General features: G+C 67.0%; 20 protein-coding genes. 9 read left to right on the top strand and 11 right to left on the bottom strand.

Translation table 11 applies throughout. The features are described from left to right. Positions 1–117 precede the first annotated feature (117 nt). Complete coding sequence (gene serC / locus RCH15_RS11585) at positions 118–1,245, top strand: phosphoserine transaminase (RefSeq protein WP_326960811.1); 1,128 nt, start codon at positions 118–120, stop codon at positions 1,243–1,245. A 21-nt stretch (positions 1,246–1,266) separates the two neighbouring features. On the opposite strand, the gene RCH15_RS11580 is transcribed toward serC, so the two are convergent. The 3 genes from RCH15_RS11580 to RCH15_RS11570 are packed head-to-tail and all read right to left on the bottom strand — an operon-like array spanning position 1,267 to position 3,776. Further along, the gene (locus RCH15_RS11580) at positions 1,267–2,631 is read right to left on the bottom strand and encodes an MFS transporter (RefSeq protein ID WP_326960874.1); all 1,365 of its coding nucleotides are present in this window, start codon (positions 2,629–2,631) and stop codon (positions 1,267–1,269) included. 44 nt (positions 2,632–2,675) lie between these two features. Then, entirely contained in the window at positions 2,676–3,389 is a 714-nt protein-coding gene (locus RCH15_RS19100; protein WP_409017165.1) for a DUF3027 domain-containing protein, read from the bottom strand. Positions 3,390–3,392: 3 nt separating this feature from the next. After that, positions 3,393–3,776 carry a cold-shock protein gene (locus tag RCH15_RS11570; RefSeq protein WP_326960810.1) on the bottom strand — a complete coding sequence of 128 codons (384 nt, stop codon included), beginning with the start codon at positions 3,774–3,776 and terminating at the stop codon, positions 3,393–3,395. Positions 3,777–3,954: 178 nt separating this feature from the next. Here RCH15_RS11570 and RCH15_RS11565 point away from each other — a divergent pair, with 178 nt between their 5' ends. From RCH15_RS11565 to RCH15_RS11555, 3 genes are read left to right on the top strand one after another with little or no spacing between them, the layout of a single operon-like run. After that, positions 3,955–4,188, top strand: a complete 234-nt coding sequence (locus tag RCH15_RS11565; protein ID WP_326960809.1) for a hypothetical protein — start codon at positions 3,955–3,957, stop codon at positions 4,186–4,188. Positions 4,189–4,198: 10 nt separating this feature from the next. Then, positions 4,199–6,685 carry a helicase-associated domain-containing protein gene (locus RCH15_RS11560; protein ID WP_326960808.1) on the top strand — a complete coding sequence of 829 codons (2,487 nt, stop codon included), beginning with the start codon at positions 4,199–4,201 and terminating at the stop codon, positions 6,683–6,685. After that, on the top strand, positions 6,682–8,337 hold the full coding sequence (locus RCH15_RS11555; RefSeq protein WP_326960807.1) for a DNA repair helicase XPB: 1,656 nt from the start codon (positions 6,682–6,684) through the stop codon (positions 8,335–8,337). The genes RCH15_RS11560 and RCH15_RS11555 overlap by 4 nt, the downstream gene beginning before the upstream one ends. Positions 8,338–8,423: 86 nt before the next feature. Here RCH15_RS11555 and RCH15_RS11550 read toward each other — a convergent pair whose 3' ends face one another. Together RCH15_RS11550 and RCH15_RS11545 are read right to left on the bottom strand one after the other, a co-directional pair. Further along, complete coding sequence (locus RCH15_RS11550; RefSeq protein WP_326960806.1) at positions 8,424–9,299, bottom strand: FHA domain-containing protein; 876 nt, start codon at positions 9,297–9,299, stop codon at positions 8,424–8,426. Between the two features lie 2 nt (positions 9,300–9,301). After that, a complete protein-coding gene (locus RCH15_RS11545; RefSeq protein WP_326960805.1) occupies positions 9,302–9,562 on the bottom strand; it encodes a hypothetical protein in 261 nt (86 codons plus the stop codon). A gap of 216 nt (positions 9,563–9,778) precedes the next feature. Between RCH15_RS11545 and RCH15_RS11540 the strand changes: the two genes are divergently transcribed. From RCH15_RS11540 to RCH15_RS11530, 3 genes are all read left to right on the top strand, one after another. Further along, positions 9,779–10,489 (top strand): response regulator transcription factor, encoded by a 711-nt coding sequence (locus RCH15_RS11540; protein ID WP_326960804.1) that lies wholly within the window; start codon positions 9,779–9,781, stop codon positions 10,487–10,489. A 5-nt stretch (positions 10,490–10,494) separates the two neighbouring features. Then, the gene (locus RCH15_RS11535; protein ID WP_326960803.1) at positions 10,495–12,027 is read left to right on the top strand and encodes a sensor histidine kinase; all 1,533 of its coding nucleotides are present in this window, start codon (positions 10,495–10,497) and stop codon (positions 12,025–12,027) included. Positions 12,028–12,154: 127 nt separating this feature from the next. Continuing rightward, positions 12,155–12,442 (top strand): WXG100 family type VII secretion target, encoded by a 288-nt coding sequence (locus RCH15_RS11530; RefSeq protein WP_326960802.1) that lies wholly within the window; start codon positions 12,155–12,157, stop codon positions 12,440–12,442. Positions 12,443–12,503: 61 nt separating this feature from the next. Here the strand turns inward: RCH15_RS11530 and RCH15_RS11525 are convergent, their stop codons facing one another. From RCH15_RS11525 to RCH15_RS11500, 6 genes are all read right to left on the bottom strand, one after another. Continuing rightward, positions 12,504–13,550 carry a ribonuclease HI family protein gene (locus RCH15_RS11525; protein ID WP_326960801.1) on the bottom strand — a complete coding sequence of 349 codons (1,047 nt, stop codon included), beginning with the start codon at positions 13,548–13,550 and terminating at the stop codon, positions 12,504–12,506. Between the two features lie 150 nt (positions 13,551–13,700). Then, positions 13,701–15,338, bottom strand: a complete 1,638-nt coding sequence (gene groL / locus RCH15_RS11520; RefSeq protein ID WP_326960800.1) for a chaperonin GroEL — start codon at positions 15,336–15,338, stop codon at positions 13,701–13,703. A 317-nt stretch (positions 15,339–15,655) separates the two neighbouring features. Beyond that, a complete protein-coding gene (locus RCH15_RS11515; protein ID WP_442784518.1) occupies positions 15,656–17,020 on the bottom strand; it encodes an ABC transporter substrate-binding protein in 1,365 nt (454 codons plus the stop codon). Next, a complete protein-coding gene (locus tag RCH15_RS11510; protein WP_029704816.1) occupies positions 17,017–17,223 on the bottom strand; it encodes a cold-shock protein in 207 nt (68 codons plus the stop codon). The genes RCH15_RS11515 and RCH15_RS11510 overlap by 4 nt, the downstream gene beginning before the upstream one ends. Positions 17,224–17,383: 160 nt before the next feature. Beyond that, positions 17,384–18,007: a LytR C-terminal domain-containing protein gene (locus RCH15_RS11505; RefSeq protein ID WP_326960799.1), complete on the bottom strand. Its 624-nt coding sequence runs from the start codon at positions 18,005–18,007 to the stop codon at positions 17,384–17,386. Between the two features lie 81 nt (positions 18,008–18,088). Next, complete coding sequence (locus RCH15_RS11500; protein WP_326960798.1) at positions 18,089–18,406, bottom strand: DUF3263 domain-containing protein; 318 nt, start codon at positions 18,404–18,406, stop codon at positions 18,089–18,091. Positions 18,407–18,500: 94 nt separating this feature from the next. Here RCH15_RS11500 and RCH15_RS11495 point away from each other — a divergent pair, with 94 nt between their 5' ends. Next, positions 18,501–19,301, top strand: coding sequence for a uracil-DNA glycosylase (locus tag RCH15_RS11495; RefSeq protein WP_326960797.1), 801 nt, complete (start codon positions 18,501–18,503; stop codon positions 19,299–19,301). Positions 19,302–19,336: 35 nt separating this feature from the next. Continuing rightward, entirely contained in the window at positions 19,337–20,161 is an 825-nt protein-coding gene (locus RCH15_RS11490; protein ID WP_326960796.1) for a siderophore-interacting protein, read from the top strand. Positions 20,162–20,252 lie beyond the last annotated feature (91 nt).

Below are 20,252 nucleotides of genomic sequence, written 5' to 3'. Positions count from 1 at the left end.
GACTGTGACGGGCCGCTTTGCTTGCCCCGCGGGCCAGTCAGGCAGAATGAAACGACAGGCTCCGCTGCAGCCACCCTGCCGGGCCACACTTAGTACCAGCCGAAAATTGGAGCCACTGTGAGCGACACCAGCATCACGATTCCCGCAAATCTCCTCCCCAAGGATGGCCGGTTCGGCGCCGGCCCGTCCAAGGTACGTCCGGAACAGATGGAGGCCCTTGCCTCCGCGTCGGCGCTGCTGGGGACATCGCACCGCCAGGCGCCGGTCAAGAATCTTGTCGGGTCGGTCCGGACCGGGCTCGGCCAGTTCTTCCGGGCACCCGAAGGCTATGAGGTCATCCTGGGCGTCGGCGGATCAACGGCGTTCTGGGACGTTGCCAGCTTCGGTCTGGTGGAGAACAAAGCACAGCACCTGTCCTTCGGTGAGTTCGGCTCGAAGTTCGCTGCCGCCACCAACAAGGCTCCGTTCCTCGCGGAGTCCTCCATCATCACGTCCGAGCCCGGTACCCGCCCGGCGGCGCGGGCAGAGAACGGCGTGGACGTCTACGCGTGGCCGCAGAACGAGACCTCCACCGGCGTCGCCGCTCCGGTGCGGCGGGTGGCCGGCGCCGACGACGGTGCCCTGGTGTTGGTGGACGCCACCTCCGCTGCCGGAGGGCTGGACGTGGACGTCGCAGAGGCCGACGTCTACTACTTCGCCCCGCAGAAGAATTTTGCTTCCGACGGCGGCCTGTGGCTGGGCTTGTTTTCCCCGGCGGCGCTGGAGCGCGCGGCGAGGATCAAAGCCGGCGGCCGCTGGATACCGGACTTCCTGGACCTCCAGACGGCGATTGACAACTCGCGGCTGAACCAGACCTACAACACACCGGCGTTGGCCACCCTCGTCACCCTCGACGCCCAGGTGCAGTGGCTCAACGCAAGCGGCGGGCTGGACTTCGCTTCGGCGCGGACGGCGGACTCTGCGGGGCGGATCTACCGCTGGGCGGAGGCCTCGGAGTTCGCCACGCCGTTCGTGGCCAAACCGGAGGAACGGTCCAATGTGATTGCAACGATCGACTTCGACGACTCCATCGACGCTGCGGCCATCGCCAAGGTGCTCCGCGCCAACGGCGTCGTGGACACGGAGCCCTACCGCAAGCTCGGCCGCAACCAGCTGCGCATCGCCACGTTCGTTGCGATCGAGCCGGATGATGTGTCGGCTCTGCTGGAATGCATCGACTTCGTGGTGGGCGAACTGAGGAAATAACCCGCGCCGGACGCCGCTGCGTCAGCGTTCGACGGCGTCGTCCGGGTTGGAATCCCGGGCGGCGCCGTCTGTGTCGGGGCGGCCGCCCCCTGGCACGGCGGTGTTCGGGCCGGTTGGGCCCGGTGCGCCGGCGGACTCGACGCGGAAGTGCCGGATTCCGCGGGCCCGGCGGTCAAACCTGATCCGCAGGTGTTTGGCCCGAACAATCCAGCCCAGCCCGATCAGGGCGGCGATGATGCCCGAGGCAGCAGCAACACCCAGGGACCAGCGTGGACCGGCGACATTCGCCACCCAGCCCACGAACGGTGCCCCGATGGGGGTGCCGCCCATGAAAATGGCCATGTAAAGCGCCATCACCCGCCCGCGCATCACCGGGTCCGTGGTGGTTTGCACGTACCCGTTGGCGCTCGTCATCATCGTGATGGCGAAGAGCCCCACCGGAACCAGCGCCACACCGAACCAGAAGTAGGTGGGGGCCAATGCGGCTACGCCGGACGCCACGCCGAAAGCTCCGGCAGCTCCGAAGATTATCCGCAGCCGCGGCTTTTGGCGGCCGGCGGACAACAGGGCACCGGCGACGGAGCCGATCGCCATGATGGAGTTCATGAGCCCGAACGCACTGGCATCCAGGCCGAACTCCGTGCCGACCATGGCCGCGATAAACAGCACGAAGTTCAGTCCGAGGGTCCCCACGATAAAGACTGCCACCAACACCACAACGATGTCCGGCCGGAACTGCACGTAGCGCAGGCCTTCCCGGATCCGGCCTTTCCCAGGCGCGGCCCGGGGCAGCTGGCGCAACGAACTGGTGGGGATCTTCCAAAGGCTCAGCAGCAATGCCACAAAGGTCAGGGTGTTGATCAGGAAGACCCAACCGGGCCCTACCGCGACCGTGAGGATACCGGCCACTGCGGGTCCGATCATCCGTGCCACATTGAAGGAGGCGCTGTTCAGGGCCACGGCATTGGGCAGGAACTCGTCGTGGACCAGTTCGGAGACGAACGTCTGGCGCACCGGAGCATCGAGGGCGGACACGAGGCCCAACAACAGCGCAAAGCCGTAGACGTGCCAGAGCTGGGCCGCGCCGGAGATCACCAGAATGCCCAGGCCGGCGCTCAGCAGCGCCATGGCGGACTGGGTCATGACCAGCAGTTGCTTGCGGTTGAACCGGTCGGCCATCAGCCCGGCCACGGGGGCGAGGAAGAGCTGGGGACCGAGCTGCAAGGCCATCGTGATCCCCATGGCGCTGGCATCATGCTCGGTCAGATGGTCAAAGACCAGCCAATCCTGGGCCGTGCGCTGCATCCAGGTCCCGATGTTCGAGACCATTGCCCCAATGAACCAGATCCGGTAGTTCAGGATATGCAGGGACTTGAAGGTGGACATCATGTCCAGCCCTCACTCTGCCGCGACCCTGATGGTTTCAACCGCTAGTCAGCCTGTGCCGCGGGGCGCTCGTCGTCCGGACCGACACTGGCGGCCGCTTCCGAGTCGTCATCGTCATCGTCATCGTCGTCGTCAACGTCATCGGCGTCGTACTCGTCGCCGGCGCCGTCCGCGTTGCCGTCTGCGTCGTCGGAGTCGTCCTCCGGCGCATCGTCTTCCGCCGAACCGTCGTCGTCTTCCTCGTCGTCTGCGTTTCCGTAATCCGCGCCGGCGGCAGGCTCGGGCTCGATCACGTCCTCCGAGGGGACAGCGCCGGCGGCTTCAAGAATGTCATCGCCCTGCTCATCTCCCGGCCGGACCCGCTCGGCCCAAGGAATCCACTCCGGCGCCAGGACCGAGTCCTCAGAGGGCAGCAGGCCGAGCTCGTCGACTGTCACCACTTTGGACCGGGAGTTCCGGGTCAGCACGGCGTACCACTGCCAGCCGCCGTAACCGGCCAGCTTGGATTCGAAGAGGTGGGTGACCAGACGGTCGCCCTCGCTCTTGGCCGCCAGGTGCCGGCCGATCTGCTCGGCGGGAGCGATGCCCTCAAGGGCGGTACGTGCGGCGTCGACGGCGTCGGCGAGGAAGGCGTCGGGCTTGCCGGTGCGCCAGACGGGAACCCCCGCGCGCGGCTTGGAGCCGTCTTTCGTTCCGGCATTTCCGGCCCAGGCGGCGGTCTGCTCCCCGGCGTCGGTCTGGTCAGTTTCCGGAGTCATCGCCTACGCGTCCAGCTCGTCGGCAACCTTACGCAGGGCGACGGCGATCGCCTTGCCCTTGTTGCCTTCCGGGTACTTTCCCGCGGACAGAGTTCCGGAGAGGTTGTCCAGGACGCTGACGAGATCCTGCACCAGCGGGGCGAGATCTCTCGCGCTGGGGCGCTTGGCTTTCGCGATGGACGGGGTCTTGTCCAGCACCCGCAGGCCCAGGGCCTGGGCGCCCTTGCGGCCGTCGGCCACGCCGAATTCGACCTTCGTGCCCGCCTTGAGCTCGGTTACGCCCTCGGGCAGCGCCGACTTGGGAAGGAAGACTTCCTGGCCGTCCTCGCCCGCGAGAAATCCGAAGCCCTTGTCCTTGTCATACCACTTGACCTTGCCGGTAGGCACGTAATCAACCCTCTTCGTTCTGCTGGTGACGCGGCCGGCGGCCACCGCATCCGCATGGATATGCGGGTTCAAGGGATGACTGCCTCGACCGTGTTGGTCTGTTCCCCCAAGGTTATCGTGCCGAGCCCACTTTGGCCGTTCGGGGCACGGTGCGGGCCGGACTGTTAGCGTTAGCCCCATGACTGAACTGCGTCTCCGGCGGCCACTGTTGATCGCTGCGGCAGCAGCCGCCATGCTGTCGCTCGCTGCTGTCGGCCTCGTGATGGGGCTGGCGTTCAACCATGCCGTGCCGCCGGTGTGGGTGACGTCCACCGCCCTCTACGGGCTTCCGGTGGCGTTCCTGTTGATGCTCCTGCTCGTGATCGACGGCGCCGCATCCCGGCGACGGACCCGAGAGCCAGACGGAAGGTAACCTGACACTGATGTCCCTTATCCGCGCGCTAAGCAAAGACCTGCAGGCACGAAGCGATGACTCGTTGCGGGCCCTGTTCGCTGCGCGGCCGGACCTCATTTCCCCCGGTGTGCCGGATTTTGCCGCCCTCGCGGCCCGCGCCAGCGGCCGCGTCAGCGTCCAGCGCGCTTTGGAGCGACTCAACCGTCCGCAAATGCAGGTCCTGGAAACTTTGCACCTGTGCACCAACACGGACACCGGGCACAGCGCCTCGGCCCCGTCGCTGAAGAAGCTGATCAACGGCGCCTCCCTCGCGGCCATTGAAAGGATGCTGCAGTCGCTGCAGGACCTGGCGCTGGTCCACCGCGCCGAACCCCCGCACGGCACCGCCCCGGCCTCCGCAAAGCACCACTACTACCTGCCGGTGGGCAGCCTCAAGGATGTGATCGGGATTTACCCGGCCGGGCTGGGGCGCAGCTACACCGAACTCGTGCGGCTCCAGCCGGCCTTCGCCCAGCGCGCCGTGCAACTGGTCGGGGAACTGCACCACCACGGCGCGGCCATCTCCCCCGCGGCCACCCCGATGGAAGCTGCGTTGTCGCTGCAGCACTGGACGGACACACCGGAGTCGCTCCGGCAGATCCTGGAGACCGCACCTGAGCGCACCACGGCGTTGCTGGCACGTTTCGGGAACTGGGCCATGGGCGCGGTTCCGCAGGCGCAACGGCGCGCGTGCGTGCTGCACGAGCCCACCGACGTAGGACCGGTGGACTGGCTTCTCGCGCGCGGGCTGCTGGTGCCGCTGGACGCCGCCCACGTCGAACTCCCGCACAGCGTGGGGGTGTCCCTGCGCGGCGGGTATATCATCGAGAACTTTGCGTTGACTCCCCCGGTCCCGCAGCTGGGGTGGACCTCAGCCGGATTGCGCCGCAACGCCGCGCTGGGCGCGATCGCCGAGACCTTGCGGTTGGTGGGCGAATTGCTGCACGTCCTGCGGGAACAGCCCCTCGTTACCCTGCGCAGCGGCGGGGTGGGCGTCCGGGAGCTCAAGCGTTTGGCGGACGCGCTGCGGGTTCAGCTGCCCGAGGCCGGCGTGCTGGCGGAATTATGTGCTCTTGCCGGCCTGATCCGGCTTGACGTCGACAGTTCCGCCTGGGTCCAGCCTGCTCAGCTTGAATGGCTGACGCTGCCGCGGCAGGAACAATGGCTTTGGCTGGTCAACGCCTGGCTCGCCAGCGAGCGGGCGCCCTCCCTCGTGGGCCAGCCGGTCTCCGGCCAGTCGGCGGTCCCCGCCCTTCACCGCGGCATGGCCGGCACCACCATCAATGCGCTCTCGGCCGAAGCCCAGCGTCCGGACGCCCCGGTCGTCCGGAAACGGATCCTTGAAATCCTGGCCGAACTGACCGCGGAGGCCGCTGCCGCCGACGGGCAGGCACCGGTACTGGATGCCGCGGCCGTGCTGGAGCGCGCCGACTGGGCCCAGCCCCGGATGGCACGGCGTTTCAGCTCACTGATCCAGGGAGTCCTGGCGGAGGCAGAGCTCCTGGGCCTCATCGGCTCCGGCGCGCTCAGCCAGATCGGCGCGGCCATCGCCGCCGAGCAGCCCGACGAGGCGATGGGGATCCTGGGCGAACACCTGCCGGCGGCCTTGAACCATGTGCTGCTTCAGGCCGACCTCACGGCGGTGGCCCCGGGGTACCTCGCACCGGAACTGACCGAGAAGCTCCTCACCATGGCCGACGCCGAGGGCCAGGGACCAGCCACGATCTACCGGTTCTCGGTCGCTTCCGTCCGGCGCGCACTCGATGCCGGCCACGATGCCCAGGCGTTGCTGGACTTCCTCAGCCAGCACTCGGCCACCGCGATCCCGCAGCCGTTGAAGTACCTGATTGAGGACACCGCCGCGCGGCATGCCCGGCTACGCGTCGGCTCAGCGGCGAGTTTCATCCAGAGCGACGACGAGACGGCCCTCCTGGAACTCCTCAACACCCCCGGCGCCGCCGGCCTGGGACTGGTCCGGATCGCACCCACCGTGCTTCTCTCGCACGCCGCACCGCGGGAAACAGCGCAGCTGCTCCGGAGCCTGGGCCTCTCGCCCGCCGTGGACGAATCGGAGGCCGGCGGGGTCCGGCTGCGCCGCACCGTCGCGGCGCCCGGAAGTGTCCGGCCGGTCTACAGCGCCCCGCGCACAGCCCCGCCGGAGGCCGACGTCGACGCCCAGCTGGCGGTGCTGCGCAACGAAACCGCCGCCGCGGGCGGCGGCCAACCCGCACTGGCCCCCGGCAGCGAGGAAGCGACCCAGATCGGTCTGGAAACCCTGCAGAAAGCGATCCGGCTCAAACAACGGGTGGTGATGAACGTCGTAGACGGCATGGGGAATGCGGTGCGGGAAACGGTTGTTCCGGTAGCTGTAACCGGCGGACGGGTGCGGGTCTTCGACCCGGCGAAGGAAACCGAACGCGTACTGTCCATCCACCGGATTATTGACGTAGAAGCCGCAGAGGAATTGCTCCAGTGAACGATGGACCGCTGATCGTCCAGAGTGACAAAACCATCCTGCTCGAAGTGGACCACGAACTCGCCACTGAGGCCCGTCACGCCATCGCCGCGTTCGCCGAACTTGAGCGCGCCCCCGAGCACATCCACAGCTACCGGCTCACGCCGTTGGGCCTGTGGAACGCGCGGGCCGCCGGCCTGGATGCCGAAAAGGTGCTCGATACCCTGCTGAAGTACTCCCGTTTCCCGGTGCCGCATTCCCTGCTGATCGATGTCGAGGAAACCATGTCCCGGTATGGCCGGCTGCGGCTCGAAAAAGATCTCCAGCACGGGCTCGTGATGCGCACCTCGGACTATCCGGTCCTGGAGGAGGTCAGCCGCGCCAAGAAGATCGCGCCCCTGCTGGGTCCGAGGATTGACGGTGAAACCGTGGTGGTGCACTCCTCCCAGCGCGGGCAGCTCAAGCAGCTGCTGCTGAAGATCGGCTGGCCGGCGGAGGACCTCGCCGGGTACGTTGACGGCACGCCGCACCCGATCGTACTCAACGAGACCGGCTGGAAGCTCCGTCCCTATCAGCAGCTGGCGATGGAGAACTTCTGGGCCGGCGGCAGCGGCGTCGTCGTCCTGCCGTGCGGCGCCGGCAAGACACTCGTGGGAGCCGCCGCAATGGCCACCAGCTCCACCACCACGTTGATCCTGGTGACCAACACGGTCTCTGCCCGGCAGTGGAAGGACGAACTGCTCAAGCGCACGTCGCTCACCGAAGAGGAAATCGGCGAGTACTCGGGATCCGTGAAGGAAGTACGCCCCGTCACCATCGCCACCTACCAGGTGCTGACCACCAAGCGCGGCGGCCTCTACCCCCACCTTGAGCTTGTTGACGGCAACGACTGGGGGCTGATCATCTACGACGAAGTCCATCTCCTGCCTGCCCCGATCTTCCGGATGACCGCGGACCTGCAGGCCCGCCGCAGGCTCGGCCTGACCGCCACGTTGATCCGTGAGGACGGCCGAGAGGGCGAGGTCTTCAGCCTGATCGGGCCCAAGCGCTACGACGCGCCGTGGAAGGACATCGAGGCGCAGGGCTACATTGCGCCGGCGGACTGCGTCGAGGTGCGGATTGATCTGCCCCGCGATGAACGAGTGGCCTACGCGATGGCCGAGGACGCGGACAAGTACCGGCTTTGCGCCACGTCCGAGTCCAAGACCCTGGTGGTGGAACGGCTCGTGGCCGAGCATGCCGGTGAGCAACTGCTGGTGATCGGGCAATACATCGACCAGCTCGATGAGATCGGCGAGCGCCTGCAGGCGCCGGTGATCAAGGGCGACACGTCCGTCAAGGAACGCCAGAAGCTCTTCGATGCCTTCCGCGCCGGGGACGTGCACACCTTGGTGGTGTCCAAGGTGGCCAACTTCTCCATCGACCTGCCGGAGGCGTCGGTGGCCATCCAGGTGTCCGGCTCCTTCGGCTCCCGGCAGGAAGAGGCCCAGCGCCTCGGCCGGCTGCTGCGTCCCAAGAAGGACGGCCGCGCTGCGCGCTTTTACTCCCTGGTGGCCCGGGACACCCTGGATCAGGACTTTGCGGCTAAGCGCCAACGGTTCCTGGCCGAGCAGGGCTACGCGTACCGGATCATGGACGCCCGGGACGTCGGCACGGGTTCGCCGACCGAATGACCGCAGCGCCCGAGCGCGGGCCCGCGGTCCGCACGCGGGCCGGGCCGCCGCGCGGCACCGGGGGCGCCCCCGGTCAGCGGACCCGGTCAGCGGATATACGTCGAGCTGTCCCGTTCCAGCGCCCCGGTGCGCGGATCCCGCTGGGGCCGCTGGTAGGCAAATTCGCCGCCGCTGCGCCCGCCGAAGGGGCGCCCGTGGTCTGCGTATTCCTCCCGGAAGAAAGCCAGGCACCATTGACCCATTTGGAGCCGGGCGCCGGTGCGCAATACAGACGAAGATCCCGGAGCGAAGCTGCCGGTGACTTTGCCGTGCCGGACCAGGACGTATTCGTCCTGCTCGTTATGGACGATTTCCGCGTGGATCCCTTCGAGGCCGGGCAGTTGCAGGTCTACAGCGGCGTCGCTGCCGATGCTTACGCGCTCGGCAGCAAGGCTGAATACCCGCGGGACCTGTCCGTTCCAGGATTCCGAGTCCTGGACGAAAATCAATCGCGGGGAGCCGCCGCCGCGCGTGTAGTGCGTGGTGGTGATGCGCCGGGGGATCTTGCGCTTCACCGTGGGTAGCAGCGGCAACAGCGTGCCTGGTGGAAGCAGGGAGAACCCCCGTGCAGGAGCGCGCCTGCCCCGCTTCAGCATGGGCGCCAGCGCACCCAGCTTTCCCAGTTTGATGTGCGGTGACCTGGTAATCACGCGTTGGGAGGCAGGAGCCGCGACGGCGCCGAGGCTGATGATTCTGCCATCGGGCCCCTCCACAGCCACTGTCAGGCCCTGGTCGGACAAGGTCTTGGCCAGCGGCCGAATATCGCCCAGAGACGGCATCCGCTGGGACAGCAGGGCGCCCATGCTCTCCAAGGACACCACCACCTCGGACCCGGACGCCTGCACCGATCCGCGGACCTCTTCCCCGGACGGCTCCTGGAGCGAGAAGTCCAGATTGATATCGGCCCTGAAGCGCGGGGCCAAGGTCAGCCTCTGTTCTCGTCTGAACCCGCTGCATCCTTGTCGCTGGTGGTCACACGGAGGCTTCCATTCAGCTTCCAGGTGGCGCGCGGCGCGTCGGGGCCAATGTCACGGGGAACTTCGATCGTCATGTCGACGAAGTTGTAATTGATCGCGGCGCCCTTGCCGGTCAGGTAGGACCACATCTCTTCGGCCAGGTCCGCCCAGTCCCGGATGCTCCGGTCAGCGGATCCCGCACTGCTAGCTGCGTTGCTCTCAGTCGTCACTTGTGTCCTCCTTGTTGGCTGCCGGTCGCTCGTACCGCCGCGGCAAAGTGGGTTCGATATGGCCACTCTAGTATCGGCCTGCGCGGAGGGGAATGCCTTTGGCGGCCCCCTTGGTTTCCCGCACGGTCGAGCGCTGCGGCCGGCGGCCGCCCGGGCCCATCCAACACACATCTCCCATACAGAAAACTCCCAGAATCTGGGAGCATTATGGGAACTATGAAAAAGAACGGTCCCGAAGCCAAGCTGCTCGTCGTTGACGATGAACCGAACATCCGCGAGTTGCTGTCCACCTCGTTGCGCTTCGCCGGCTTTGAGGTCGTCTCTGCCTCCAACGGGCGTGAGGCCCTGGCAGCGGTGGATCTGCACTCCCCCGATCTTGCCGTGCTTGACGTGATGTTGCCGGATATGGACGGCTTCACCGTCACCCGCCGGCTGCGCGCCGCAGGAAAGCACTTCCCCGTGCTCTTCCTGACCGCCAAGGATGACACCGAGGACAAGGTGATGGGATTGACCGTGGGTGGCGACGACTACGTCACCAAGCCGTTCAGCCTCGACGAGGTTGTGGCCCGAATCCGTGCCGTGCTCCGCCGCACCCAGCCGCTGCAGGACGACGACGCCGTTATCCGCGTCGATGACCTGGAACTCGACGATGACGCCCATGAGGTCCGCCGCGGCGGCACGGTGATTGAGCTGTCCCCCACCGAATTCAAGCTTCTGCGCTACCTCATGCTCAACCCCAACCGCGTGCTGTCCAAGGCACAGATTCTGGACCACGTGTGGGAGTACGACTTCAACGGCGACGCCTCCATCGTGGAGTCCTACATCTCCTACCTCCGCCGCAAAGTGGACATTGATGCCGATGCCCCGGCGCTGATCCAGACCAAGCGGGGCGTGGGTTACGTGCTGCGGACGGCCGAGAAGCGCTGACCTCGTTGCTCCACCGTTGGAAGTCGGCGTCCCTGAGGTCGCAGCTCGTCGCCATCATGACCGCCCTGATGCTGGTGGCGCTCACCGTCACCGGCGCGGGAACGTTGACCCTGCTGCACAGCTACCTGCAGGGGCAGGTAGACGACAAACTCCGTGCCGCCGTGGCCTCCGTCCGGCAGCAGCAGTCATTTAGCCAGCTGCAGGAACAGAACCAGAGCATTCCCACTGACTACTCGCTGATGCTCTTCACACCGGGACAGCCGCCGCGGCCGTTTGGCGGCAACAAGGACGTCCACCCGGACATCGCCAGCATCAGCGCCACGGACGCCGCAGAGCGCCAGCTGGCCCCGTTCCTGGTCCGCGGCACGGACGGGCGAAACTGGCGGGTGGTCGCGCTCAACGTCGTCGACAGCAACGAGCGCACTTCCGTGGTGGTGATCGGGCTGCCCTTGTGGCCGGTGGATTCGGTGATGGAACATGCCGTACTGGTGGTCGTCGGCGTCGGGCTGCTGACGCTGGTTTTGGCCTTCTTCATCGCCACCTGGAGCATTTCCCGGTCGTTCCGGCCCCTGGCCCGGGTCGAAAAGACGGCCGCGGCAATTGCCGCCGGTGACCTCTCCCGTCGCGTCGAACTGGAGAACCCCAACACCGAGGTGGGCCGGCTGGGCAGCTCCCTCAACGCCATGCTCGCCCACATCGAAACTGCCTTTGCCGCCCGGATGGCGTCCGAGGAGCGGATGCGGCGCTTCGCCGCCGACGCCTCCCACGAGCTGCGGACGCCCCTCGTGACGATTCGGGGTTTCTCCGAGCTGTACCGGCACGGCGCCCTGTCCGCGCCCGAAGACGTCGCCACGGCCATGAGCCGGATCGAAAGCGAGGCCAAGCGGATGGGCACCATGGTGGAGGACCTGTTGCTGCTGGCAAGGATCGACGAGCAGAGGCCGCTGCAGCAAAAACCCGCCGACCTGCTGCTGGTGGCCAACGACGCCGTCGTCGATACCCAGGCCAGTGACCGCAGCCGTGCCATCACCCTGACCGGACTCGACGGCGGTCCCCCGGCTCCGGCGCCTGTGCTGGGCGAGGAAGCCAAACTCCGGCAGGTGGTGGGAAACCTGGTAGGCAACGCGCTGCGCTACACCCCTGCCGGCACACCGATCGAGTTGGCCGTCGGGGTCCGGACCGGAGACGACGGCACCCGGCGGTCCGTTATTGAGGTCCACGACCACGGTCCCGGCGTCCCGGACGAGGAGGCCGCACGGATCTTCGAGCGGTTCTACCGGGCCGACACATCCCGCACCCGGGAGACCGGCGGCAGCGGGCTGGGACTGGCGATCGTGGCAGCCATCGTCGGCGCGCATGCCGGCAGCGTGCGGGTTGCACGGACGGAGGGCGGCGGGGCCACGCTCGTGGTCAGCCTGCCGTTCCTGGATGAGGCTCCGGACGACACCCGGGACGACGATGCCGGCTCCGGTGCAGGTTCAGGTGCCGGCGCAGGTGCAGGTGCAGGTGCAGGTGCCGGGGATGCTGCCAGGAGCTGACCGGTTCGTGGCAGCACCGGCTTTTTCCACATAGCGCGGCCCTCGCTCCCCCGCACCCGGGCGCCTGACTAGGCTCGCAATGAACCGGAAAACCCGGACCAGCGGTATTGCAGAGAGAGGCCAGCCCATGAGCATCATCACCGTCGATACAGAACTCCTCGAGCTCAAATCGGCGAACGTCAAGGCCACCGTGGACAGGATCAGCGCCGACGTCCAGGCCATGAAACGCGGGCTCGACGAGCTACAGGCCACTTGGCGGGGCTCGGCGGCCACCAACTTCCACGCCCTGGTCTCCGAGTGGACCCTGACCCAGGGAAAAGTTGAGGCGTCCCTGGCGTCGATCAACCTTGCGCTGACCTCCGCGGCGGCGAGCTACGCCCAGGCAGAGCTGGGCAACACCCAGCGTTTCAGCTGATCCGCCTGTCCGCCGGAGAGCGCCGCAAACCTCGGGCGTGCCCTGTCCGCTGGAGAGCGCCTTAAACCTCGGGCGTGCCCTGGTGGAACCGAAGCCGCCATTGCGCCCCGTCGTGAACCCAAAGAGAGCTGCGCAGGGCCGTTCCCGTCCGGGTGTGGCTGCGGTAGGTAAGCAGGATGGTCTGCTCCCCCAGCCGGTCCGCCCCGATCACCTCGAGGTCGGCGGGACCGCCGGGCTGCTCTGCGAGGGACATCATCACGGCGTCCCGGGTCCACATCCGGCCCGAGCTGCCGATTTCGGTGTACTCCGGGTGCAGGAGGATCCCGGTGCGTCCGATGTCGGCGCGGGTTTCCGGGCGGAGAAGCTCACGCTCGAGCGCCTCGACGATTGCCTCGGGGCTTGCGTCCGTACCGGGGGCCGGCGTGGTGTCCTCGTCGAGTTCGCTGAAGAGGTCCGGCTCGTCGAAGAGCGAGGGCTCCGAAAACAGGGACGGCGCTGCGGCGTTGGGGTACTCGTCGAACAGCTGCCGCCGGCGGACCGGCTCCGGTTCTGCCGGGGGCCCGGCGTGCCGGGGCGCAGGAGCTGCCGCGGCTGACTGGGCCGCGGGTGCGGCGGAATCAGGGGCCGCGGAAGCAGGGGCAGCGGTGCCGAAACCGGGCCCCTGGCGCACCGCCACGCCCTGCTGGTAGGACGTCGCGGCGGCACGGGCGCGGTCATCCGCTGCCTCGTTGAGGTCATGCCCGGCATGGCCGCGCACCCACTCGAAGGTGTATTTCCGGCCGGCCAGCGCCTTGTCGATTTCCTTGAGCAGCTCGACGTTCATCACGGGCTTGCCGTCGGACTTGCGCCAGCCTTTGCGCTTCCAGCCCGGCATCCACTTGGTGACCGAGTTGATGACGTACTGGCTGTCGCAGAGGATGTGCAGGTCCTCGCCGGGCAGGTGCGCGGTGGCGTGGAAGAGATCCAGCACGGCCATGAGCTCGCCCATGTTGTTGGTGCCGTGCGGCCATCCGCCGGCCCGCCAGCAGTCATCGTTGACGTACCAGGCCCAACCGGCCGGGCCGGGATTTCCTAATGCCGAACCGTCGGCTGCTGCTGTAATTGTCACTGCACCATCCTGCCAGACACCCGCCGGCACAGCTGTCACCGCCGGTGCCGGCACCGGCTTAACGCCGGCGGCGGCCCCACCCGAAGGTGGAGCCGCCGCCGTTGAACTGGACGTTCAGGACTGGTTTCCCAGACCCGGGAAGCAGGGTGATTAGAAACCGCCCATGCCGCCCATGCCGCCCATGTCGTCGCCGCCGCCCATAGCCGGAGCGTTCTTCTCCGGCTTGTCGGCCACAACGGCCTCGGTGGTGAGGAAGAGACCGGCGATGGACGCCGCGTTCTGCAGGGCAGAGCGGGTGACCTTGACCGGGTCGTTGATGCCGGCAGCCAGCAGGTCGACGTATTCGCCGGTGGCTGCGTTGAGGCCGTGGCCGGCAGGCAGGCCGCGGACCTTGTCGACCACAACACCGGGCTCGAGGCCGGCGTTGAAAGCGATCTGCTTCAGCGGTGCGTCGATGGCAACACGGACGATGTTCGCACCGGTTGCTTCGTCGCCTTCGAGCTGCAGGTTGGCGAATGCCTTGGCACCGGCCTGGATCAGGGCAACGCCGCCGCCGGCGACAATGCCCTCTTCGACCGCAGCCTTGGCGTTGCGGACAGCGTCCTCAATGCGGTGCTTGCGTTCCTTGAGCTCAACTTCGGTTGCGGCACCGGCCTTGATGACTGCAACGCCGCCGGCCAGCTTGGCCAGGCGCTCCTGCAGCTTCTCGCGGTCGTAATCCGAATCGGAATTCTCGATTTCGGCACGGATCTGCGAAACGCGGCCGGCGATCTGGTCGGCGTCGCCGGCACCCTCGACGATGGTCGTCTCGTCCTTGGTCACAACGACCTTGCGGGCGCGGCCCAGGAGTTCGAGTCCGGCGGTCTCAAGCTTGAGGCCGACTTCCTCGGAGATGACCTGGCCACCGGTGAGGATGGCGATGTCGGCCAGCTGCGCCTTGCGGCGGTCGCCGAAGCCCGGAGCCTTGACGGCGACGGACTTGAAGGTGCCACGGATCTTGTTGACGATCAGGGTGGCCAGGGCCTCGCCCTCGATGTCTTCGGCAATGATCAACAGCGGCTTGGAGGACTGCATGACCTTTTCGAGGACAGCAACCAGTTCCTTGACGTTGGAGATCTTGGAGTTGACGATCAGGATGTACGGGTCCTCAAGGACCGTTTCCTGGCGCTCTGCGTCGGTGACGAAGTAAGCGGAGATGTAACCCTTGTCGAAGCGCATGCCTTCGGTGAGCTCCAGCTCGAGGCCGAAGGTGTTGGACTCCTCGACGGTGATGACGCCTTCCTTGCCGACCTTATCCAGGGCTTCGGCAATCAGGGCGCCAATCTCGTTGTCACCGGCAGAGATGGACGCGGTGGCGGCGATCTCTTCTTTGGTTTCGATTTCCTTGGCGGAGGCCAGGAGCTCGCGGGTGACAGCGGCGACAGCCTTCTCGATGCCGCGCTTGAGGGACAGGGGATCAGCGCCGGCCGCGACGTTGCGCAGGCCTTCCTTGACCAGGGCCTGAGCCAGCACGGTGGCGGTGGTGGTTCCGTCGCCGGCGACGTCGTCCGTCTTCTTGGCAACTTCCTTGACCAGCTCGGCGCCGATCTTCTCGTAAGGATCGTCCAGCTCGATCTCCTTGGCGATGGAAACACCATCGTTGGTGATCGTGGGGGCGCCCCACTTCTTTTCGAGGACGACGTTGCGTCCACGCGGGCCGAGGGTGACCTTGACGGCGTCGGCGAGGATGTTCAGGCCGCGCTCAAGACCGCGGCGTGCCTCTTCATCAAATGCAATGATCTTGGCCATAACGGCAGTAGTCCTTTCGGGACAGTCGTTAAGAATGAACCTGGGCTTTGGTGCCCGCGACGGACGATCCTTGCCCGGCGGCCTCTGTATGCCGCTGGATCAGGGATCTCACCCCAGCCAGGTGTTTCTTTCGCTCCAGGAACGGCTGCTTCAACTTCGCGGCCGGACGAACCGGGCGTTGTTTTAGCAGTCAATACGCAGGAGTGCTAACTCCATAATTAGCACTCCCCCGGGGAGAGTGCAAGCAGTGGGGGTGCTGGAAGTCCGCTATCGGCGGGCTGGAGCCACTGGATGCCGACGCAATACGCTACGGGCGATTAACTCCCGCTGCTGCCGGCTGTTTCGCTTCCGCTCCTGGTCGGCGAGTTGTCCGCCCCGTAGCTGTACACGACGTAATTGGCCGAGCTGACGTCACCGCGGGCGTCGAAACTGATCCGCCCGGATTCGCCGTCATAGTCAGCGCGCTTACCGGCCCCGAGAACAGCCAGGCACTCCTGGTAGCTCTTGCACACGGCAGCCTCCCCGGCGGGCGCGGCACCGCCGGAGGCCGGGGCTTTGCCGCCCGAGACCGCGGTCAGGCCCGCCGCAATGGAGGACCCGGCATCGTCCTGCGCCGCGGCGGCCGCGATGGCGGCGAGATTCACGGCGTCGTACGTCTCGGCGGCGAACGTCATATCCGTCAATTGCGGATCCACGGAGACCAGTTCAGCCTGGAAATGTGCGGAAGCAAACGTCCCCGGAAGGATTCCCCGCGCGCCGTCGAGGGCGTTGGAACCGAGCCCTGATCCGTAGGCGTTGACCGCCCCGTCGCTGAGGAGGAGCTTCTTCCCGGCGACGCCGGCGTTGTTCAGTTCGGCGATGGCGCCCTGGGCGCCTGCGCGGGAGACCAGCACGACGGCGTCGGGGACCGCAGCTTTCACAGCGTCCGCCGCCTGCCGGGCCTGGCCCGGAGCGAAGCTGGCAGAGGCCACGACTTTGAGGCCCGAGTCCTTGGCCGCGGCTGCCACGGCGGTGGACACATCCTTGCCGTAACTGCCCTCCTCGTAGACCACGGCGATGCTTGCCGCGCCGCCGTCCTTGGCGAGCTTGACCAGGACGGGGGCCTGCGCGATGTCCGCCGCGGAGGTGCGGAAATAATAGCCTTCGCTCGAATAGCTGCTGAGTCCGCTGGCCGAGTTGGCGGGCGAAATTACGGCGATTTTGGCATGGGCAAGGACATCGATGGCGGCAGGCGCACGGCTCGAGTCTGTGGGGCCGATGACCACATCGGCGTTGGCTGCGACCAGCGCCGTCGCCTGCGCCGCGGTGTCCTCACCGATCATGGGCGGAAGCAGCTCCACCGGCTTGCCTTTGTGCCCCCCGGCAGCGTTGATGTCCCTGATGGCCAGCTTCGCAGCGGCCAGCTGCGGAGCGTTGAGGAAGCCCTGGGGTCCGGTGTTGTCCAGGATCATCCCGATCCGCAGGGTGCCGTCACCGCTCGCATCGGCCCGTTCCAGGCGCGTTCCGCCGGACGGGCCGAGGCACGCGGTAGTGGTCAGTGCGGCCGCTGCCGCCATGGCGGCAGCCCGGACCAGGGGCAGGGCAGCAGTCCGGCGGCGGCGGGGGGCGCTTTTGGTGGCAGGCCCGGCCGGGCCTTTTTCGTCAGGATCCTGTAAGTGGTGCGCGGCGGCGGCATGGGTCACGGGGCGGGCCGGACACTTTCGGCCTGCGGGCCCTTTTCGCCCTCACCGACCTCGAGTTCCACGCGCTGGCCCTCGTCCAGGGCGCGGTAGCCGTCCCCCGCGATGGCGGACCAATGCACGAAGACGTCGGCTCCGGAGCTGTCCACGGTGATGAAACCGTAGCCCTTCTCGGCGTTAAACCATTTGACGGTTCCCAGTGCCATGGTTTTTCCACTTTCAGTCGGCTGTGCGGGCGCCCCACCGCAATGTGGGCCGCGGAATGCAAATGAAGTCCGCGAACACTGTACCCGCAGCCACCGTGCGCGGCGCGGGATGGCGGGCCGGTCCGGCCGGTAATAGTTATCCAGGCGTAACCGAAATGACTTACCGGAAACCGGGCGCGAGGACCACGACGAGCGGCACCTCGAACTCCGCCGAGTCCACGACGCTCGGGATGCCCAGGAGCTGGCCCAGCGCTTCGGCGTTGCCCTTTTGCCCAGCGCCGCTGTAGAAGATCACCGAGGCCCGTTGGGGGGCGCCACCCCAGTTTCCCAACGTTCCGAGGGTCCAGCCGTCGGTGGATACCGTGGCGCCCACCCGCGTCGCCAGCCCAGCCGTTCCGGAGCCATTGAAAACGGCCACCGGCTGGGTCTTGTCCACGGGGGCATCATTCGAGGGGGCATCATTCGAGGGAGCCGAGGAGGTCGGAGCGGGCGCGGACGGCGTTCCACTGGCCGCCTGGCTGGCCGAAGACCCGCCGGCCGCCGTGAGGGCAGGCGACGCCACCGAACTGCTGCCGGAAGCTGCCGGAGTCTGTCCGGCGGAGGAAAAACCGGGATGCGGGAGGGCCAGGAAGGCCAGCACACCAACGGCCAGGGCCGCAGCGCCGGCAGCCAGGACGGGACCCAGACTGCGTCGGCGGCGGATTTCGGCAACTGCCCGGTGCACACCCTGGCGTGCGGAAGTCTCCGGGACCCGATCGAATTCATCGCGAGCGTATTTGGTCATGGTCACACGAAGTCCTTGCTGATTTCTGACGGGGTACCACGCCGGCGTCGCTGCACGAACCCGCAAAATGTAGCGGCGCTGCTAGACGTCCGAGCCCAGGCGGCGGGCAGTGCGGGCCCGCTGGCGTGACGTACGTAGTCTACGCAATCTCTTAACCAACATGGGATCGTGGGCCAGGGCATCCTCGGTGTCGATGAGGGCATTGAGGATTTGGTAATAGTGCGTCGCTGAGAGGTCGAAGAGCTCCCGAATTGCTTGTTCCTTGGCGCCGGCGTACTTCCACCATTGCCGTTCCAGGGCCAGCATCTGCTGGTCCCGGCTGCTCAGCGGCGACTCGGCGCTGGCGCTTTCAGCAGGCGATCCCACCGTTGACAGCTGCTCTTGCGCTTGTTCGGCCATGTCACACTCCCTGGCTGGCTCGGCTGAAAAGTCTTTTCCCATGTTACGGGCGAATAACAGGGTTGTCATTTGCCCGTCCTGCGAGAATGGGCCTGTGCCTATCACCGAGCCATCTGACCCCGCCGCCCTTTTTGAGCTGGAGCCCGCGCCGGGCGCGGCGGCCGGGTTCGCCAGCCTGGCACGCCAGCCGCTGGAGGAGCTTGTGGCCGCCGACTGGGCCGCCGCGCTGGCTCCGGTCGAGGGCCAGTTGCGCGACGTGCTGGCATTTCTGGCCCGGGAAACCACCGGGGGTCACGAGGTCCTCCCGGCAGCGTCGAAGGTGCTGCGGGCTTTCCGGCAGCCGTTGGCGGGCATCCGCGTACTCATTGTCGGCCAGGACCCGTACCCCACTCCCGGCCACGCCGTCGGCCTGTCCTTCGCCGTGGACGGCGCCACCCGGCCCATCCCGCGAAGCCTCACCAATATCTTCAAGGAGCTCGACGCCGACCTGGGACTGCAGGCACGGAGTCATGGGGACCTCAGTGCCTGGACGGACCAGGGTGTGCTGTTGCTTAACAAGGTTCTCAGCGTCCGGGCGGGCAACGCCGGTTCGCACCGGAACAAAGGCTGGGAGGTCATCACCGCGACGGCGATCAGCGCCGTCGCAAACCGGGTAGCCACCGACGGTTCCAGCGCACCCCTGGTGGCCATTTTGTGGGGAAAGGACGCGGAGAGTGTCCGGCCGCTGCTGGGAACCGCGCCGGTGATCGCGAGCGCCCATCCGAGCCCGCTCTCAGCCTCGCGGGGGTTTTTCGGCTCCCGGCCGTTCAGCAAAGCCAACAAACTGCTCCAGGAACAAGGCGGCGGCACCGTGGATTGGCAGCTCCCGCCGCTGCCCGAGCCCCCTTCGCCGTAAAGGGCATGCGCAGCCGCGTTGGCTAGGCTTAGGCCATGACTTCAGTCCCCGCTGCCACCTCGGCCACCCGGAAGTTGCGCCCGCAGACCAACCTCACGGTGCTGCGCCGCGAACAGCTCTCACCGCACATGGTCCGGATCATTGCCGGCGGCCCGGGATTTGCCGGCTTCGTGGACCGCTACGTCAAGATCGTCTTCCCGCAGCCGGGAATCAGCTATCCGGAACCACTGGACCTTTGGCAGATCCGGGAGACCATGACGCGCGGCCAGTGGCCGTACACCCGCACGTACACGGTCCGCTGGGTCGACGAGGCAGCCGGTGAACTTGCCATCGACTTCGTGATCCATGGCGATGAAGGCCTTGCCGGCCCCTGGGCCGCAACCGCGCAGCCCGGCGATGACCTCATTTTTACGGGCCCCGGCGGCGGTTACAACCCGGATCCGACCGCGGACTGGCACTTGTTCGCGGGCGATGAATCCGCTTTGCCGGCGATCAGCGCCGCGATCGAATCATTGCCATCGGACGCCCGGGGCCTCGCCTTCCTCGAAGTGGACAGCCCGGCCGACATGCAGGCTATCGCCGCGCCGGCCGGCGTGGGCCTGCACTGGCTCCTGCGCGGCGGTGTGCCCGCCGGCGCCAGCGAACTCCTGGTCAACGCTGTGCGCGAGGCAGTCTGGCTGGAGGGCCGGGTGCAGGTTTTTGCGCACGGGGAGCGCGGCTACATGAAGAAGCTGCGGGAGGTTCTGTACACCCGGCGCGGGCTGGAGCGCTCGCAGGTCTCCTTGTCAGGGTATTGGGCAAAGGGACGGGTGGAGGATGATTTCCAAGCCGAGAAGAAGCTCCCCATCGGTGTGATCTAGTGGTGTGTCTCCAAAATAGTTAAAGGTTTGGCTGTTAAGATTGGGGTATGTCGAATCTTGCTCCTGCCTTGGTGGTCTCGGACGCCCAGCG

Origin of the sequence: Arthrobacter sp. MP_M4, assembly GCF_035984855.1 — a bacterium.
In the GTDB taxonomy this organism is placed as follows: domain Bacteria; phylum Actinomycetota; class Actinomycetes; order Actinomycetales; family Micrococcaceae; genus Arthrobacter.
Note: the sequence above shows the minus strand (reverse complement) of the source record. Positions and strands in the feature narration are given on the sequence as shown.